The sequence below is a fragment of the Bdellovibrio sp. HCB2-146 genome (assembly GCF_047345725.1).
Taxonomy (GTDB): domain Bacteria; phylum Bdellovibrionota; class Bdellovibrionia; order Bdellovibrionales; family Bdellovibrionaceae; genus Bdellovibrio.
The window spans coordinates 844733-861322 of record NZ_JBLEQP010000001.1; the positions used below are offsets into that span (position 1 = coordinate 844733).

General features: G+C 44.8%; 18 protein-coding genes. 6 read left to right on the forward strand and 12 right to left on the reverse strand.

Going from position 1 to position 16590, the window contains the following annotated elements:
* Window positions 1-6: 6 nt before the first annotated feature.
* Together ACLWOR_RS04135 and ACLWOR_RS04140 are read right to left on the reverse strand one after the other, a co-directional pair.
* Complete coding sequence (locus tag ACLWOR_RS04135; protein ID WP_413939405.1) at window positions 7-1059, reverse strand: hypothetical protein; 1053 nt, start codon at window positions 1057-1059, stop codon at window positions 7-9.
* 206 nt (window positions 1060-1265) lie between these two features.
* Window positions 1266-1568, reverse strand: a complete 303-nt coding sequence (locus ACLWOR_RS04140; protein WP_413939406.1) for a hypothetical protein — start codon at window positions 1566-1568, stop codon at window positions 1266-1268.
* A gap of 154 nt (window positions 1569-1722) precedes the next feature.
* Between ACLWOR_RS04140 and ACLWOR_RS04145 the strand changes: the two genes are divergently transcribed.
* On the forward strand, window positions 1723-2475 hold the full coding sequence (locus ACLWOR_RS04145) for a hypothetical protein (RefSeq protein WP_413939407.1): 753 nt from the start codon (window positions 1723-1725) through the stop codon (window positions 2473-2475).
* Between the two features lie 68 nt (window positions 2476-2543).
* On the opposite strand, the gene ACLWOR_RS04150 is transcribed toward ACLWOR_RS04145, so the two are convergent.
* Window positions 2544-3068: a MarR family winged helix-turn-helix transcriptional regulator gene (locus ACLWOR_RS04150; RefSeq protein ID WP_413939408.1), complete on the reverse strand. Its 525-nt coding sequence runs from the start codon at window positions 3066-3068 to the stop codon at window positions 2544-2546.
* A 254-nt stretch (window positions 3069-3322) separates the two neighbouring features.
* On the opposite strand from ACLWOR_RS04150, the gene ACLWOR_RS04155 reads away from it, so the two are divergent.
* The gene (locus ACLWOR_RS04155; protein WP_413939409.1) at window positions 3323-3727 is read left to right on the forward strand and encodes a hypothetical protein; all 405 of its coding nucleotides are present in this window, start codon (window positions 3323-3325) and stop codon (window positions 3725-3727) included.
* Here ACLWOR_RS04155 and ACLWOR_RS04160 read toward each other — a convergent pair whose 3' ends face one another.
* The 5 genes from ACLWOR_RS04160 to ACLWOR_RS04180 all read right to left on the reverse strand — a co-directional run bounded on the left by ACLWOR_RS04160 (window position 3728) and on the right by ACLWOR_RS04180 (window position 8690).
* A complete protein-coding gene (locus tag ACLWOR_RS04160) occupies window positions 3728-4108 on the reverse strand; it encodes a YkgJ family cysteine cluster protein (protein WP_413939410.1) in 381 nt (126 codons plus the stop codon).
* 6 nt (window positions 4109-4114) lie between these two features.
* Window positions 4115-5242 (reverse strand): polysaccharide deacetylase family protein, encoded by a 1128-nt coding sequence (locus ACLWOR_RS04165; protein WP_413939411.1) that lies wholly within the window; start codon window positions 5240-5242, stop codon window positions 4115-4117.
* 9 nt (window positions 5243-5251) lie between these two features.
* A complete protein-coding gene (locus tag ACLWOR_RS04170) occupies window positions 5252-6676 on the reverse strand; it encodes a hypothetical protein (RefSeq protein WP_413939412.1) in 1425 nt (474 codons plus the stop codon).
* Window positions 6677-6843: 167 nt separating this feature from the next.
* Complete coding sequence (locus ACLWOR_RS04175) at window positions 6844-8139, reverse strand: O-antigen ligase family protein (RefSeq protein ID WP_413939413.1); 1296 nt, start codon at window positions 8137-8139, stop codon at window positions 6844-6846.
* 2 nt (window positions 8140-8141) lie between these two features.
* Complete coding sequence (locus tag ACLWOR_RS04180) at window positions 8142-8690, reverse strand: SLBB domain-containing protein (RefSeq protein ID WP_413939414.1); 549 nt, start codon at window positions 8688-8690, stop codon at window positions 8142-8144.
* Between the two features lie 98 nt (window positions 8691-8788).
* On the opposite strand from ACLWOR_RS04180, the gene ACLWOR_RS04185 reads away from it, so the two are divergent.
* Window positions 8789-9802 carry a hypothetical protein gene (locus tag ACLWOR_RS04185; RefSeq protein ID WP_413939415.1) on the forward strand — a complete coding sequence of 338 codons (1014 nt, stop codon included), beginning with the start codon at window positions 8789-8791 and terminating at the stop codon, window positions 9800-9802.
* 42 nt (window positions 9803-9844) lie between these two features.
* Here ACLWOR_RS04185 and ACLWOR_RS04190 read toward each other — a convergent pair whose 3' ends face one another.
* Both ACLWOR_RS04190 and ACLWOR_RS04195 read right to left on the reverse strand, forming a co-directional pair.
* A complete protein-coding gene (locus ACLWOR_RS04190; RefSeq protein ID WP_413939416.1) occupies window positions 9845-10375 on the reverse strand; it encodes a hypothetical protein in 531 nt (176 codons plus the stop codon).
* 82 nt (window positions 10376-10457) lie between these two features.
* A complete protein-coding gene (locus tag ACLWOR_RS04195) occupies window positions 10458-11738 on the reverse strand; it encodes a TCR/Tet family MFS transporter (RefSeq protein WP_413939417.1) in 1281 nt (426 codons plus the stop codon).
* A gap of 1 nt (window position 11739) precedes the next feature.
* On the opposite strand from ACLWOR_RS04195, the gene ACLWOR_RS04200 reads away from it, so the two are divergent.
* Entirely contained in the window at window positions 11740-12339 is a 600-nt protein-coding gene (locus ACLWOR_RS04200; protein WP_413939418.1) for an NUDIX hydrolase, read from the forward strand.
* Window positions 12340-12649: 310 nt separating this feature from the next.
* Here the strand turns inward: ACLWOR_RS04200 and ACLWOR_RS04205 are convergent, their stop codons facing one another.
* The gene (locus ACLWOR_RS04205) at window positions 12650-13585 is read right to left on the reverse strand and encodes a hypothetical protein (protein ID WP_413939419.1); all 936 of its coding nucleotides are present in this window, start codon (window positions 13583-13585) and stop codon (window positions 12650-12652) included.
* Between the two features lie 134 nt (window positions 13586-13719).
* Between ACLWOR_RS04205 and ACLWOR_RS04210 the strand changes: the two genes are divergently transcribed.
* On the forward strand, window positions 13720-15039 hold the full coding sequence (locus tag ACLWOR_RS04210; protein WP_413939420.1) for a phosphodiesterase: 1320 nt from the start codon (window positions 13720-13722) through the stop codon (window positions 15037-15039).
* Here ACLWOR_RS04210 and ACLWOR_RS04215 read toward each other — a convergent pair.
* Window positions 15011-15898: an NAD(P)H-hydrate dehydratase gene (locus ACLWOR_RS04215; protein ID WP_413939421.1), complete on the reverse strand. Its 888-nt coding sequence runs from the start codon at window positions 15896-15898 to the stop codon at window positions 15011-15013. The genes ACLWOR_RS04210 and ACLWOR_RS04215 overlap by 29 nt on opposite strands.
* A gap of 167 nt (window positions 15899-16065) precedes the next feature.
* Here ACLWOR_RS04215 and ACLWOR_RS04220 point away from each other — a divergent pair, with 167 nt between their 5' ends.
* Window positions 16066-16581: a MarR family winged helix-turn-helix transcriptional regulator gene (locus tag ACLWOR_RS04220; protein WP_413939422.1), complete on the forward strand. Its 516-nt coding sequence runs from the start codon at window positions 16066-16068 to the stop codon at window positions 16579-16581.
* The last annotated feature ends 9 nt before the right edge of the window (window positions 16582-16590 follow it).

The following is a 16590-nucleotide window of genomic DNA, read 5'->3' on the forward strand; positions in this document are numbered from 1 at the left end:
CTAGTTTTAAAGAGCTGCGACAGAGACTTGGATTTGACTTAATGCGGAGCCCGCAAGTTGTGCGATTGCTGAGTCTGAGCTTTGCGCAAGACGTTGGAAGATTGGAACAAACTGACTGTAGTTCGCCACACCACCAGAAGATTTCACGTCACCGCGTGAATCACGTGGATCAGAGGCGCCACCGTTTGATTGAGCTTTTTTATAACCCTCGATTACAACTTGCGCTGCGATTTCAACAACTGCTGCATTGGAGCTTTGCAGGGCTCCTGCCAGGATACCAAGCTTGCCTGTTGTTGCATAAGAAACCAAGTAAGCGTGAGCATCTGTTTTTGCTTCCGGTTGCAATTGATCATAGTACTGAGATGCAATTCCGAAAGCTTGAGCTTTATAAGAGAATGTCAAAGCGTACACACCCAATTTCTGAGTTTGTGCATTGTTGCTGCGGATAAGGTCCGTGGCGATTGAAAGGTAAGAAGACTCATCCAATTCGCCTGCTGTCATCGCTGCCGCCATCTTTTGCACGTTTTCTTTGGTTGGTTGTGCATTCAAAAGAGCGCGCCATTGGTCGGCGGCCATTTTGTTCTTTTCTTTTTCGGCATCAGCTGCTGCTGTATTTTGATTTGGGCCAGAATCGCCGTTTGCTTTTGCAGATCTGTCAGCAGGTGCAGAGCCTTCACCCGCGAGGCCTTCTTTTGGAGAATTTTGCACCACGTTTACTTCAACTGAAGGTTTCTTCTCGGCGTCTTTTTTCTTTTCCGGAGCTTTTTTTGCTTGAGCTGCTTTTGCAGGTGGAGCTGGTGGAGCTTTTTTCGTATCTGCAGCTGCTACGGGCTTATCGTCTTTCTTTTTATCGAAAGGATTGATGTAAGTGCGTGATACTTCACGGCCGCCCAGATCAAAAAGTGATGCGAAGAAAGCTTTTGGACGAGGCATTTCGAAAGTGAACTCACCATTCACCATCTTTTGAACAGGGCTTTTAAAAACATAACCCATCCCAACCAGCATGACCAAGATCAAAGCCGCCATTGAAATTTCGAATTTTTTATCGCTGAAGCCCATAGTGCCTCCTGTTTCTACTTTCATAGAGAGCAGTGCTTGTGCCAGCTGTGCTCAAATATAGGGCGGCTTAGGCTTTTCACTGTGAGACAGAGCCATTCTTGCGCATGGGGGTGTCGAAATTATTAACAAGTCTCAGGCTGAGACAAAAAAAGAGCTGCCCTCTCAGGCAGCTTAAAAATCGAATCGTTTTTCTCTTTGTTTCGCTCTTACTGAACAGCGTTTGTAGAAGCTGCATCCCGTCTGTGATGACCCCCACCGCGGTGTGGTGGTGGTTGCACGTTGTTCTCTTTCAAACAGGCATCGACAATTTGTCTTTGCTCATCGGTCGGAGCAATGGGACGTTGTCCTTGCTCTGGCTTTTCCATACCCGCAGACTCAAAACATTTCTCCATAATCGCGCGAATTTCTTCCCGAGATTTCTGCCCTTCTTCCTGAGCCATGCCTTGTACACAAACGCCTAAAACTGTGATTAACACCAACAAAGATTTTTTATTAACGAAAGCTTTCATAGCACTCTCCTTTTCTAGAAGAATAAAAAGACAGTATTGAACGAAAATGGAGTTCCAGACTTCGGTCTGTATCTGTCTCAAATCGAGAGAACTTACAAAAATTCCACACTTTTTAAGAGATTTTGAGACACACTAGAGCATAGGGGGATAGTGTATGACGTTTAATAAGAAGTGGACGGGGTCTCTCCTCGCCGTTTTATCTGTTGCTTTGCTTTTGTCTTTTCAAAACTGCTCTAACAACACAGCTACGCTTGATGGCTCCAGCGACCTTGGCAGTAACGACGGCTCTTCAAATGGTGGTTCGACAATCGTATCTTATCCTTCTATCACCAATGCGATTACGATCCGCAACGGACAAAAAATTACTCTGAAAATTCAAACTCCTGCTTTCACAGAAAGTGCTTCGAACTATATGTGGTATGCCTACAATGACGGAAATTCATTGATGGCAAAATACGGTATTCCGGTTTTCGCGAACGGCTACATGTACATTTCCCTCAGTGTCCGAAGTGACGTCACAATGGACCAAAACGTGCGCATCCTGATGCGCAACTTCGTCAACACAAGCCTCGTCGGCAGTGCCCAGTATCTTGATCAAAAAGGTATTTGGGTGATTGTAAAAGCCTCACCAAGCGCTTCCGTTTACACTCAAGACGCTGTGGCTGAACTGTGCTCAGCTTCTGGAATCTTCTCTCCAACTTTCACATTCAACCGCAACGCCGCTTCTGCTTCTGCGCTGGTGGCAACAGACAACGGTGCCGGCATCAACGGCGCAACTTGTAGCTTCGGCTCCACAACAGTCGATTGCTTCAAAACCGCAACATGGCCAACAAACTGGGCCACAGCAGGTACACTAACGGTCTACGCGACCAACCGCTGCGGCGGAAATATCACGTCCACACACTAACAAATAAAGAATTAAAATCGAAATTAAAAAATCCGAAGCCAAAAGCTTCGGATTTTTACTTTGAAGCTCTAGTAAGCTTTCTTTGTCGCAAAGACAGAGAGAATTTGACTCATTCTTGTGAACATCTGGGTCAGTTGTACTTTTTCATCCTCCGAGAAGTAACTCCAATAGCGAGTCGTATTGTCGTGATAAAGCTGTTGCAGGTCGTTGACGAGGGATTTCCCCTGCTCTGAGATTTGAATTCTGTAAGAGCGATTATCAAGCGCATTGCTTTGCATTTGCACGAGGCCAGCGCTTTTTAAATGTGACAGAACTGTGGAAACAGTTGCATTGGTGACGCCAACTTTTTTAACGATCTCAGTTGGAGTCATACCTTCGCTCGATTCATTTAATAATGACAGCACAACGAAGCGACTGCCTGATAAGCCCCACTGAGCAAAGAAATCCTCCAGCACTGTATCAAACTCATTAGTAAATTTACGAACCGAAAGGTGTAAGAGGATATCCACATGACTTCCCCCAAGCTTGTACTTTTCCATATGCTCCAGAACTGATTCCTTGGAAAGTAATTCTTTATTAAAGACTTTTGCCATGTCGTGCTCCTCGCAAGTAGTGTTTAGCTCCACTCATGAAATTCAATTTAAATGGTAAGTGTTGGGAAACTGTGGAACCCCACTTCACATTTCAAAACAGGCTGTCGTCATTTTTTGTCTGAACTAATTTACCTCTTTAAGCACAGTCGCCTGAGCCCTCAGCCAATTGCTTTACAAGCTTGGCATCAGGGCACGGATCTTGAGTATGTATGATTGTGAAACGATATTTCAGAATCATAAAAAGAGAGGGATATATGAAAACGAGTCTTTTAAACATTTTGTTCTTAGTCGGAATCACACTTCTACTTGCGAATTGCTCAAACGGTGGCGGTGACTCTGCAAATACAGTCACGGCTTACGGATATTGCACAAGCGGCCAAGTCTACACAAGCATGGGTTGCTTAACGGCGAATGCTTCGATGTGCGGGTCAACGAACTACGGCTACTGGACAGGTGGAAACTACAACGGCACTTACTACAGCGCTGGCTGCTACCCTGCGACGTCAACGACGACTTCCACAACATCTACTTGTAGCTCGACTGAGTATGTTCAAACGGCGATGGGTTCGCTACAACAAGGTCCTTGCTCGGCATATTGCTCGCAATATGGAAAACGCTACGGCTACTATAATGGAATGTGTTACCCAGCTTTGTACTAATTAAGACTTGGGAGTCACAGGACAAAAACCAGGACGAGGCCCAATACTTGGAAATTGGCGGCAGGTATCGGGCCTTTTCTCATAGACCGTACACAGGCGAGTTTTTAAATCCAAAAACAGACAATCGTTGTTCGATTTTTGAGTCAGCATAAAAAACTCCGTGCCGGAACGATACGAAGTGATAATGCCTTCTTTCATCAAACGCTTGGCGAGTTTTTTAATCGATCCTTGTGCTTCATCCTCGTCAGTCAAACCTAAGCGAATCAAATCTGACAATTTCACCTCAACAGGCATTGTACAACAGCTGCCCGCGCAGCCTTCGCACATGCCTTGTTTATAAGGTTTCCAAGTTGAGGGACGATCTTTATCAGGGCGTTTCATAGAATACTAAGGCAGCTTTTTCTTCACCAATTTACTGTTATAACGCGCAGACGGGTCTGCGGGTTTCAACACTACAACACTGTAGCCGCGCTTGTAAAGTTCGCTCAAGAAAGCAGGCAGAGTTTCAGCGGTCTTGCGTTGGATATCATGAAATAAAACGATTCCGCGTCCTCGCTGATCGATTTGCGCTAGGGTATTTCTGAGCATGTCTTCATTTGATTGCGCTTTCCAGTCTTCACTGTCAATCGCCCAATAGAACTCGCCAACGGAATTTGTTTTGAGGAAATCTCTCAGCTCCGGTGAAGTTTCGCCAAAAGGGAAACGGAAGGTAGGATCAACCCATCCTAAAACGTCATAGACAGCTTGGTGGCCACCTCTGATCTCTTCCACAGCTTCGTCAAAAGTCAGCAAACGTCCATTGTTGCGGGCGCAGATATCACGCGTTCCCAAACAACGATGGGTGACCGAATGCGATCCTACCGAGTGTCCGTCAGCTGCGACTTGTTTGACGACGGCAGGATTGGCGCGAACCGCTTTTCCTAAATGAAAGAACATGGCCTTGGCATTGACTTCTTTGAGTGAGCGCAGAATAGACGGCGTGTAAATACCGCTTGGTCCATCATCGAATGTCAGAATGACTTCTTTTCTCGCGACATCTCCACTGACGGCATAATAGCCATTGGAAAAATCGCGGACCTGAACATTATCAGGGAAACGAAATTGATTCTGTGAGCCCGCCGTTCCCCGCGCATCCACAGTTCCCGGAAGACGACGGCGTTGTTCCGCATAATAGGCATTCAATTGATCTCTAAGGTCCCTACGACATCCCAAGAGCAAATCTTTGTTTTCGGATTTTCCGATTTCTTCTTCAAAAACAGTCAAAGCCTGACCATCTAATTGAACCAGAGCTTCGCAGATTTCTTTTTTAAGAGAAGCCGCACGATCGGCATCTTTGGCTTCTGTGCGCCAGCGGCTGAAAAGAACTTCAGGATGGGCGTCCGAGCTTTCCCAATCACCCAGTGTCGTCGCATCTTGGTTGCTTTGTACAGAATCAGTGACCAGACCCTGCGTGGATTTACCACAACCCACAAGAGTCGCAGCGAATAGAACTCCAATTAGCAACTGAGCTTTCATATACGACCTCTACTGAGAAACGTCGGTACTTTGCCCCATATTCAACATATTCCAAGCAAGTGTGCTTTGCTCGTCTTGTTGTTCAACTTCGTCCTTTGGTTTCTCTGGTTTTTTAAGACTGAATTTGATTTTCGAATTTTCGATAATCACGCGCGGATCCGCCGAATGATTGTCCAAGATCACCACATTTCTTGAAGCTTGCGCCGTCACCACGTGTGGATTCCACAAGTAACGGAAGTAAATGATCAACGAACCAGCGAACTGACTGATCAATACGGACAACAGAGCCAATGTCATCAAACCGATTTGTGGCAACGTATTATCCCATCGAGCTGATTCTAAAACTTCAAAACGCGTGTCGATCGAAATTTTTTGAGCTTCAAGTTTCGCAAGACCCGTGCTGAGTTCTTTGAAGCGCGCAAACTCCAACTCCGATTTCTTTTTCAAGTCCTCAACCATTTGCGCTTCAAACGGCAACTGTTTCACTTCTTTTTTAAGATTATTGATTGAAGCTTGAACTTGGCCGAGTTTTTCACCAAGCATGCTGTTTTCAATTTTCAAAGTTTCGATTTTACCAGCGACACCGTACAGCGAAGCTTCGCGCTGACCACTGCGACCTTTTTGTAGATACTCGATCATCTTTCTGTTTTCAGCGATCTTTAATTTGATTTCGTTGGAACGAACGATGAGTTCGGAAACATAGTCACCCATCTTGTCTTTCGACACGAGAGGCAACAACGCTCCATCTTTATTTTGCATATCAGAAAGTTTTTTGCCAATTTCGACCAGCTTAAGATCGGCGTCTTCACGTTGTTTATTCATGAAGTTTTCAACGCGCGAGATTTCTTGCAACTCACGTTTTTTAAGAAGCTCAGTTGCAAGTTCCGCTGCGCTATTTGACAAAAACAACGACAGCGAACGATTTGGAGTGGCAGCTGACACTTTCAATTCGAAATCAGAATCCAATTGGAAGCGAGTCCATCTGTCGAGTTTTTGCAAAAGATCGATATGGCCAGGACTCTTGACATCAAAATATTGTTGGTAATTTTGTACGAACTGTTCGTAGCCCGCGCGCTCTTCCATCGTGATGCGGGGACTTTGTCCTCGCTGCTGCAAATGAGTGAGGAAGCTTTCAAAAAATTCGCGGGTTTTAAGATACTCAATGTGTTTAGAAAGAAGGCTGCTGCCTTTTTTAGATTCTTGAACTGATTTAGAAAGACCAAAGAACTGACTGGAGAAAGCTTGCAAGGAAGAGTTTTGAGAATCGTTGATAACGATGGTTGCAGATGCAACGTACGGAACTTTCACAACATAGATCAAAGTGCTAATTACAAACAAAACTCCGGTAAAAACCGCAAACATCTTCCAATGCGAGAAGTACACTTTCATGATCTCGCCAACGGTTAATTCAGGTTCCATCTGTTGCTCGTTCATATCCCGGCCACCTTTGCGTTCAGTCCTAAGCATTCGTTGTGCCACTGATTTATACTCTTGGCCTCTGTTTAATCTGTAATGAGAATTAAGAATTTGAAATTCCTACATACCCCTTTTGTAAATGAGCGGTACGTGGGTTAATTGCTCTATTTTTAAAGCCCAGCTACTTAGGTGTTCTTAACAGGTTTGCGAGTGCTAAAATTGATGGAAGCGGCGAGAAATCCGAAGACCAACCAGTAAATGCGATCTGCCATTCCTCCGAGTGACAAGTGCACGTGATAAATCACAAGAATCGGAATATGGGCGGCAAGATAAATTCCCAGCTGACGTTTAGAAATATCGGCGCTGCGAAGGGCCTTTAAAGCTCCAATAGTCATCAAAAGAAGAGCGACGGCGGCAAGAACTAGCAACGGCCATCCCCCAATCACGCCCGCCGATACGAAGATATTATGCGGATCCTTCATGGCATTGTAGTTTGAAACATCCACCTCACTGCCCGATGCAAATTTGGACACCAAACCGTGTCCTAACCAAGGTTGTTCTTGGAAAATCTGACTGCCGCGTTCGACTTCTTCCCAACGTGAAGCCACACCATCTTGCGCTTGTCGATTGCCAAGTGATGCTGTTCCCGTTGCCAACCCGCGGGCAAGCTCCAAAGTTTCGGAGCCAAAAAATAACGTGAAACTAACAAAGACACCGATCATCGCCACTTTGAACAAACGCGCCTGATTCGAACGCGTTTTGTGCAAGATCATTGTTAAAACCAAAGCAATTAATAACGCTGCAGCCGACGAGCGAGTTCCAGTGAGAATGATCGCAAAAAAACTGGCCAACATCACAAACAAGGCCCCTACTTTTTCCTGTTTTTTCGTCGCAAAAAGTAAAACTCCGAGTGAGAAAATAAATGCCACAGTTCCGCAAGTTACCATGTACGGGATATGTTTAAAGACGCCGATAAAGCGCCCACCTTTGAAAAAGGCCCCGCCCGCAATCGGCCATAACAACAACGACAGCACCACCAAAGCACCGGACCATCGCTGCACATAACGAACAAAGTCTTCCACGTTCCAAAGACTTGGAATGACGAGACCGTAAATGCCGATCATAAAAAGAGAGCTGACCAAGGCCGCCAGTTGCATAAACACGGACTCTTCCGAGTTTACAAAGTGCATTTGCAAAAGAGTTTGCACCGTCAAAGTCATCATTAAAAGGAAAACAAAAAGTTTATAGAAACCACTGAGGTGATGGCGCTCTCGCACTTTCATCCACAGCAAAAATAAAGGTCCACCAAATAGGAACGCCAAGAACACATTGAGAACCGGATGAAGTCCCTGCTGGAAAATCAAAAATGAAAAACTGTATGGAATTGGAAGGAAGCTGCCAAAACAAATCTTCGCAATAAAGACCAGCCCGACGAGCGCTTTGATCAGAAAGACAATGCGAATATCGTGGGCTTTAATCATAACTACTTAGTGTTGTCTTGGATAAGAACAGCCGTGAGGACAATACCAAGAACCACTGAAACAATTGTTATGTTTCGTGATGCTTCGGTGCTGATCCACGGAGTGCGAGGTGGCACATAGACAAAATCATCTTGAGCAAGTTTCAACTGACGGGCGCCGCCGTATTTAAGAATTTTTTCGGCATCAACTTCATAGGCTCCCTGATATTCATTCACAGCTTTCGTGTTAATATCGGCCCAAGCTTTGGGTTCAGCTTTGCGGACAAGGATCTCAGAGATGTCTCCACCGTTATTGGACCCCCCTGCCAATGTCAGAAGCTTTAAAAGATCGGTGTTAACTGGAATATAATAGATACCAGGCTTGTTCACGGCTCCTAAAAGTTGAACCGAAATCAGGGATTCTTTGGGACTTGAACGAAAAATGTATTCAGAGGTTTGCTGTGGAGGACGGATGTCGTTTAGCAGGCCAAAATCTTCTGCATATGCCAATTGAGTGGTGCTGAAGAAAAAAACCACGGACATAATTCCAGAAAAAGCACGATTCCAGTTCATTTTATTTTCCTCCATCACTGGACCTAAATCGAGAGCCTCGACTCTTGTCAATAAATTTTCGGTGACTTGACTTCTGTCTGTGCCGCAAAATCAGAAGTATGACGAATCCAGTTCCAGAGCACGAAAAATTATTTAATGAAATCTGTAATAAACTCAACGAACTAGGCTCACAAGGCCAAGACGGAGAGGCCGTACCAGCTCAACCTAAGTATGAGCAGATGCAAGTGCAGATGAAAAAATTCCACTCAGAGCTTGTTGGATCCCAAGAAGAGTTCCGCGAGAAAATCAAAAGTCTCGAGAACGTTTCTTACGGTCCTGAAATCTTGGACGCCCAGTCAAAACAACTGGCCGACCAACTTTCAGCAGAAAGAGCCAACAACACAAAACTCTCTGCAGATTTGGCAAAATCTTTGGAGCTGAGCTTGCAACTGCAACTTGAGATTCAAGGTCTCAAAGCGCGCACGATGCAAATGCAAAGTGAAGAAAAGAAATACAGCCAAGCACTGTTCGATAAGAACCGCGCTTTGCAAAGAGATTATGAATTGTTGATCGCACTTCGCGATGAGCTCAGCATGGAAATGCAAAAAGCAAAAACTGCTTACGCGAAAGACCATGAAAGTTGGATGGATAAAAAGTCCGAGTACGAAAATCACATTCAAAATCTTGAATCTGAAAAATCTGCTCTTCAATCCGAGATCGAAACTTTGAAAGCAAATTTAACTGAGCGTGAAAACACGATCACTTCTTTGAACGAAGAGATCGAAAAAATTTCGACTTCTTACAGCGATGTGGAGGCTTCCGCTCAACAGCAAAACGATGTGCTCCGCAATTTGATGTCAGTTGCTGAAGGCAAGATTGTCGAAATGAAACTCGCAATGGATAAAAAAGCTTTGGAAGCGCAAGACTATTACAGTCACTTGCAACAAGCATTGACTCAATTGCAGGTTTTGAAGCAAGAAAACGGCGCGATGAAAGAGTACGTCACAAAACTGAACTACTATCATCAGCAAGCGCAACATGCGCAAATGGCCGTTGCCCAAATGGCTCAAGTGGCTGCCGCTCAAGTGCAGCCGCAGCAGGTCCCGCAGCAAAATCCTCAGGTTCAAGCTTAGCACCATCAAAAAACCCGCCATCTCGGCGGGTTTTTTTTGCCTTTAAACTTCTTGTGCTCTTTCTCGGGCTGCTTTTTTGCGATCTCTTGCAACTTGTGCCTTACGATCCCGCGACTTCACAGTGCCCGCGATCCGAGTTGCTGCCGTGGCACGGAAAGCATTGGCCTTGCGAAGCCCGAGGCCTTCGGACTCATAAATTTTCTTTCTCGCCTGACGTAGGAATTGATCGCGTGGATTGTCTTTTAACGGAACCAACATTTTAGGTTGCGCTGTCAGGCTGCGAGACTCCTTCACTGAAGGTTTTGGACGAGATTTCCCGTGAACCTTTTTATAATAACGGTCACGGACTCTTTCTAAAGTGCGAAGTCGAAACTCAATGAGTTTTTCTCGTTTGCCGCCCGCATTTTTTTTGGCAGAACGACGATATTTCATCACCAGCGCTTCCACTTTATGAAGGGCCATGTTGATTTTTTCTTCTGACATTTTTCCGGATTGATCGGGAAAGCTGCCCAGGAAAAGATCATATTCAGGTTTCGTCATCTTCTTTTTGGTCATTTCACGAGAAGAGGTCATGGAAGTCTCCTTTTTCAACATCTAATTTGATGTTAAGGAATTCTACGCAAGACCCCTACTGACAAAAGCTCTTTGTGTAAATCTACACTGCTGATTTTGCCTTCAGTCTAGAGGGCAAAAGAATCAACATTGCTAAAGCACTCACCACGGAAGCGGCCATATACGCCATTCCTGGATAGTAAAATCCTTGTTCGTTCGTGAATCGTGCAAAAATATCCGTGTAAAATAACGGCCCGATGATCGCAGTCAAACTGGCCAAGGAAATCAGGCTACCTTGTAATTCACCTTGTTCAGATTGTGGCACTTCTTTTGAGATCAGAGACTGCAATGCTGGACCACCAAGTCCCGACAAACATGTAAACACCATCACGGCATACATCATCCAACCCTCACTAGCCATCGCAAAAAGCGCAAAGCCAATCACCGTGATCACCATGCTGATATTCAAGGCTTTGTATTCTCCCCACTTCGGAATAAAAATACGAGTCAAATAACCTTGCGCAAAGGCGATCGACAAACCCACAAAGGAAAGCGACATTCCGACCTCAAACGCCGTCCATTTAAATTTCAACTGCGTATACAAAGTCCAAATGCTCGGATGCACCTGCCCTGCTAAATACAAAAAGAAATAGACTAGAATCAGCGGTAAAACTGGTGAGGGTTTTAAAACTTTGATCAGAGATCTGAGCGGATTGAGTTGCTTCACATTGATCTCGCGGCGTTGTTCCTTCGGAAGTGATTCAGGAAGAACAAATAATCCAAATGCAAAGTTGATAAGATTCAGACACGCGGCAACCCAGAACGGAACAAGCGGTCCCATGTTACCAAAGACACCACCTAATACCGGGCCGATGATAAATCCTAAACCAATCGCCGCTCCGATCATGCCGAAGTTGGCGGCTCGATTGCTATCATCGGAGATATCGGCCATGTAAGAGCTCGCAACTGTGATCCCCGCACCTGTCATGCCGGAAATAATGCGCCCCAGGAACAAAATCCAAAGATTTGGAGCCAGTGCCATCAAGATGAAATCAAGACCCGCACCTAAAAGAGATAAGAGCAAAACCGGTCGACGGCCATAGCGATCCGACAATGAACCCAAAACCGGTGACATCAAAAATTGCATCAAGGCATATGCTGAAACAAAGTATCCGTAATAGTGATTCACAAAATCCGGACCGTGACCAAAACGACGGATAACATCAGGCAAGATAGGAATGACAATGCCGTGCCCAATCCACTCTAAAAGAACAGTGATAAAAATAAAACGAACGCTGGCTGCTTTGCTAGGTGCTTTCATATTGATGAGGCTAACTGTTTTTCCAGACTTATCAAAGAAAAACTCTGTGCTAAGATGATCCACGATGAAGACTTCCCTTATTCAAGACCTCACGTCTGCTTTGCACAATGATCACATTCAAGATCTCTCCAAGATCTTAGAGGCCTATGCTTGTGTGGTGATTCTATTAAGAGGTCCGCGCGAAAATTTAGAAATTGGTTATATCCAGCGCGCTCATCATCCTAATGATCGCTGGTCAGGACAGATCGCCTTCCCTGGTGGGAAACGCGAAGATATCGATGAAAGCGATTTGCACACGGCCTTGCGCGAAACTCGCGAAGAGATCGGCGTTGATTTGGATGTTTCATGTTACGTGGGACGCCTTGATGATATTCAAGGACGTAAAGGTGGACAGATTCTCGATTTCTTTATTCGTCCTTTTGTCTTTTATTTAGAAAAAGATGTGGAATTGAACTTAGCTCCCGAAGAAGTCGCTGATTTTTTTTGGTTTCCCCTGCGCGAACTTAAAAATCCATCGCGACAAACCACGCATCCGATTCAAAGGGAGAATATTCAGCTGCAACTCCCCGCAATTGATGTGAACCATGATCTGCCGTTGTGGGGTCTGACTTATTTTATGACACAGAACCTGCTCACTCACCTAGCAGACTACGTCTCAGAGTGAGATTAGACTTTTCACTCGAGAAAAATCTTTTAGAAATCTAAAAAATCCCCTCAACTCTACAAAGGTCCAGCCGATAAGTTCATTACAAGAAGAGAGAAAGGGGCCCAAATGGCTTTTAATCTTAATAAAGTACGTCTGGAACACAAACGCAACCCGGAATTGTTGGAATTGGGATTGCGACCAGAGACGGGGCCACCCTAGCAAGGTTAAAGTCTTCATAGGAACTTAACCGAATAACTAATAAATAAAAAAACCAGGTCTAATGAAGAGCCTGGTTTTTTTATTTTTAAAATTTGAAGATAGCGATGTCTTAGAGAACTGAGAAGATCGTTGAGAAATTCACAGTCGTGGATTCCCACGCAAAATCATTCGGGTAGAAATTCAAGTTCGGTGCGAAATAGATATCACGCGTGAACGCGTAACCCATACCAATTCTTGAAGTCAGAGTTCTGTTCAAAAGATCCGCTTCACTTGTACGAGCACGTGGATTTAAGAACTTCACCGCTAATGACGTCGAAAGATTCAATTTATCGCTCACGTTGTATTTTACCTCTGGGTAAAACGACAAAACATAGCGGCCTGCCGTTCTATCTTTAGGTTCGTATCCACGCTCATAAAGGAAGTAGTTCAAGCTTGTATCTAACCCCAAAGCAAAACCAGAAGTACCGATGTTGTAGACAAGGCTGTTTTTCAAATCCAAGCCTGCGTACTGACCGACTTCACGATATTCAGGAACTGTCGCCGCTTCTACGCTGCCGGAGTTGCGCATTTGCACATCACCCAAACGAGATGAGTAATCGATACCAAGGAACGGATTTTTAACATCGGCTTGTTCTGTTCCGTGAAACGGAGTGCGCGCGTTGATTCCCGTTCCCAAGCTGATCGCACTTTTGCTGTTCAAGCGGTAACGAGCACTGATCGCACCACCAAGAGCTGTGTCGTTAGATCCGATAGATCCATCTGGATTTGGTTGTTTTCTGTTTGAGATATCGCCCACTGGAGGGCCGTAGTAAGAAAGAGAGAATTTCAAAGAGTAACGAGAAAGAGATCCAGAGTCGGCTTTTAACTTTGCATCGGTGATGTCTTTGTCTGCTTCGAATTTTTTATTTCCAGAGACTTGATCCACTTTCAAAACTGATTCGCCAGCAGGTTGCTGTTCTGTTGCGTTCAATTTTACCGTGGAAGTTTGAGCGAAAACATTGACGGAAGCCGTCATAAATAGAGCTGTTACAAACATCGCCTTCATCGAAAATCCCCCATCTTTCGAGAGCTTGTAGCCTGTCCGAGGGTAAAAAGGAAGCTCTGTTTCCTCTTAAATGACAGCTAGAAGTTTTTACAAATCAACCCTAGACTGTTTTGATCGAAAAGGAGTTCGATCCCATGAAAACCTCACGGAGAGGTCTGCTCAAACTTTCAGCGCAAACACTGATTGGCGCAAGTTTAGGTGGCCTTATTCTTCCTGAATCAGCTGAGGCCGACACCAAACCGCCACGCTTTTCGGGCGATATACCAGTTTTGCAGCTGATGACGAACTCCACCAGCGCGCAATTTGTGGTGCTAACCGATGGGCATCGTCCCTACTCTTACCGCGTGGTTGATTCCAAAGGAAATAGACTTCCCGTCGAACAATGGGATCACGCTCATCACAAAGGCTCGATTTGGGAGCTAGACAAGCTTTCGGTCGAAGGCCTGCGTGACGGGGAATGGTATCTCTTACAGATCATCACCAAGTATGATGGCTTGGTTGCGGATGAAAGATATTTCCGCAACCTCCCCTTGCAATCGGAAAAGCGAGCACGTTTTGCTTTGGTGAGTTGTGCTTATGATTCTTACGCGGGCCCTTCAAAGCATATGTGGGACTGTGTCGGCAACGCTCGCCCCGAAATGATTTTCTTTGTCGGTGATACGTCGTATGCCGAGATGGGAACTTTTTTTGGGATGAAAAATCTGTGGGATCGGTACGTTGAAAGCCGTCAACGCTTGTATCTTTATCGCCAACCCATTTTAGTTCCGACCTTTGCAATTTGGGATGATCACGATTTTGGTTTGAACAACGGAGATCGCCATTTCAAACACAAAGGCACGACCTTAAGTATCTTTCAAAAATTTTGGGGTTCGAAAGAAGTTTCGGGATATAAGAAAACTTTCGGCGTCGGTTTTTGTCTGACGGGCTTTGGACAAAAATTTTGTTTTATGGATAACCGTAGTTTCCGCGACACTTGCTTTTCTTCAGGTTACCATTGGGGACGCGAGCCACAAGATTGTCTGCTAGAAGAGCTTGAAAACAGTTCGAACCCTGCTTGGATCCTATCAGGTTCCCAATTCTTTGGCTGTTATAAAAACGAAGAATCTTTTATGCGCGACCACGCAAAAAACTTTGTCGACTTCTGCCGCAAGCTTTCCCGTCTAGAGGCGCCGATTGCTTTAGGTTCAGGGGATGTGCATTTTAGTGAGATAATGAGAATTGAACCTCGAGTTTTGGGTTATCAAACTCATGAGTTTACGTCGAGCTCCATTCACAGCTTTACTTCCCCATTAAAAGTCCGCTTCCAAAACTCGCGTCGACAAGCGTTCACCTGGCGCCATAATTTTTTAATTATTGAATCGCAAAGAATTGCCAATGGCCTTGCGATCTCGACAGAGTCCTTCGGTTCAAAGCTGGAATCTTTGTTCAAACATCGCGCGAAGATTGTGCGTTAGCCGTTGCGCTCACACGGATGCGATAAAGAACTTCGGGTAAAAGTTCAATGACATCGGATGCTGTTAACGAAAGAGGATCACGCTCTTTGGCGATCCATAAATTTGCAGCAGCTCCATGCACGTAGGCACCCAAAAGAGCTGCGGAAGTCGCGCCCAATCCTTGTGCTCGGAAAGCCGTGATAATTCCCGCGAGTACATCGCCAGTTCCCGACTTTGCGAGTGCTGGATTTCCAGTTGGAATTTTATATATTTTATTTTTATGACCTACTAAAGTGCCGTGACCTTTCAACAACACTGTGCACTTAAATTTCTCGAGTGCTTTTTGCAGCGCCTTTTCTCGATTGGCTTGCACTTCGCTGCTGGAAATATCTAAACAGCGCGCAAGTTCTCCTTCGTGCGGTGTCATGATCCACGACGAAGGCAATGGAAAGAGATTCCATTGCGCGCACACCGTCAATGCGTCTGCATCGAGAATAACTCGCTTTATATTTTGTTTTTTTAGCTGCCGAATGATTTCTGCAGTTTGTTCATTCACACCATAGCCCGGTCCAACAAGAACTGAGCTGAAAATAAATTTTTTTTGATCGTTTCTTAACGGGCGTAAAATAATATCCGGATGGTTCCAACTTTTCTCGAGTGAAGACTCATTGACCAAGATCACATACCCGCTTCCCGCTCTGAGAGCGGCTTTCGCCGCCAGCACACCTGCGCCAAAGTACTCACCGCTGCCTGCGAATAAAAGACTGCGCCCGCGTTTTGCTTTGTTGTCGAGGAGAGAAACCTTCGGCAAAAAGTGTGCAGCCGCTTTCAATGTAAAAAAATGAGCAATTTTAGAGGGAAAATCCATCGAAACAAGCATAACTATCTTTTGTTGTAAAGAGCACGAGAATATTTCGCATTATAAACAAATTTTTACTCACTTTGAGTCACAAATAGCCTCGAAGACTTGTCATTCCGAGCTCTACTAAGTAAAATTTTGATACGGTTACCTTTATTTCAAAAAGTTAATTTTAGAAGGGAGTCGGAATGGCAAAACTTTTTCTAACCACTCTTCCGACAGAAGCAGAACTTAAAAAACTAACCGAAGAGAGTCATCCTGGAATTGATCCGTTGTCGATGCATTCTCATATCTTATTTAGAAAGTTGAGTTCTGATTTTGAGACAAATCTTGAGAGCTTCTTCTCAAAATACAACCTATCTACAGGGCGCTTCACACTGTTGTTGCTCTTAGAAAGCAGTCAGAACGGAATGATGCCATCTGAGATGGCGCAAAAAGTTGGTGTCACACAGGCGACGATTTCAGGATTGATTAACAGTCTTGAGAAAGCAGAACTTGTTAAACGTGAAGTGCACGAAAGAGATGGAAGATCTTTTGTGATTCGTTTGACTGACAAGGGCCTGAGTCTGTTCAAAGAGATCACTCCGATTTACTTTGAACGTGTAAATCAATTCTGGTCTTCATTTGATGAAGCTGAGAAAAAAGCACTGAGTTCATTCTTTGGTCGCATGATCAAAGGCGTAAGCATTATTGGCGCGAAGTAATTTTACTTC

Bases quoted from the DNA above. Each gene is read 5' to 3' on its own strand.
- ACLWOR_RS04135 (WP_413939405.1), bottom strand. From the start codon at position 1,059: ATGGGCTTCAGCGATAAAAAATTCGAAATTTCAATGGCGGCTTTGATC.
- ACLWOR_RS04140 (WP_413939406.1), bottom strand. From the start codon at position 1,568: ATGAAAGCTTTCGTTAATAAAAAATCTTTGTTGGTGTTAATCACAGTT.
- ACLWOR_RS04145 (WP_413939407.1), top strand. From the start codon at position 1,723: ATGACGTTTAATAAGAAGTGGACGGGGTCTCTCCTCGCCGTTTTATCT.
- ACLWOR_RS04150 (WP_413939408.1), bottom strand. From the start codon at position 3,068: ATGGCAAAAGTCTTTAATAAAGAATTACTTTCCAAGGAATCAGTTCTG.
- ACLWOR_RS04155 (WP_413939409.1), top strand. From the start codon at position 3,323: ATGAAAACGAGTCTTTTAAACATTTTGTTCTTAGTCGGAATCACACTT.
- ACLWOR_RS04160 (WP_413939410.1), bottom strand. From the start codon at position 4,108: ATGAAACGCCCTGATAAAGATCGTCCCTCAACTTGGAAACCTTATAAA.
- ACLWOR_RS04165 (WP_413939411.1), bottom strand. From the start codon at position 5,242: ATGAAAGCTCAGTTGCTAATTGGAGTTCTATTCGCTGCGACTCTTGTG.
- ACLWOR_RS04170 (WP_413939412.1), bottom strand. From the start codon at position 6,676: ATGAACGAGCAACAGATGGAACCTGAATTAACCGTTGGCGAGATCATG.
- ACLWOR_RS04175 (WP_413939413.1), bottom strand. From the start codon at position 8,139: ATGATTAAAGCCCACGATATTCGCATTGTCTTTCTGATCAAAGCGCTC.
- ACLWOR_RS04180 (WP_413939414.1), bottom strand. From the start codon at position 8,690: ATGAACTGGAATCGTGCTTTTTCTGGAATTATGTCCGTGGTTTTTTTC.
- ACLWOR_RS04185 (WP_413939415.1), top strand. From the start codon at position 8,789: ATGACGAATCCAGTTCCAGAGCACGAAAAATTATTTAATGAAATCTGT.
- ACLWOR_RS04190 (WP_413939416.1), bottom strand. From the start codon at position 10,375: ATGACCTCTTCTCGTGAAATGACCAAAAAGAAGATGACGAAACCTGAA.
- ACLWOR_RS04200 (WP_413939418.1), top strand. From the start codon at position 11,740: ATGAAGACTTCCCTTATTCAAGACCTCACGTCTGCTTTGCACAATGAT.
- ACLWOR_RS04205 (WP_413939419.1), bottom strand. From the start codon at position 13,585: ATGAAGGCGATGTTTGTAACAGCTCTATTTATGACGGCTTCCGTCAAT.
- ACLWOR_RS04210 (WP_413939420.1), top strand. From the start codon at position 13,720: ATGAAAACCTCACGGAGAGGTCTGCTCAAACTTTCAGCGCAAACACTG.
- ACLWOR_RS04215 (WP_413939421.1), bottom strand. From the start codon at position 15,898: ATGCTTGTTTCGATGGATTTTCCCTCTAAAATTGCTCATTTTTTTACA.
- ACLWOR_RS04220 (WP_413939422.1), top strand. From the start codon at position 16,066: ATGGCAAAACTTTTTCTAACCACTCTTCCGACAGAAGCAGAACTTAAA.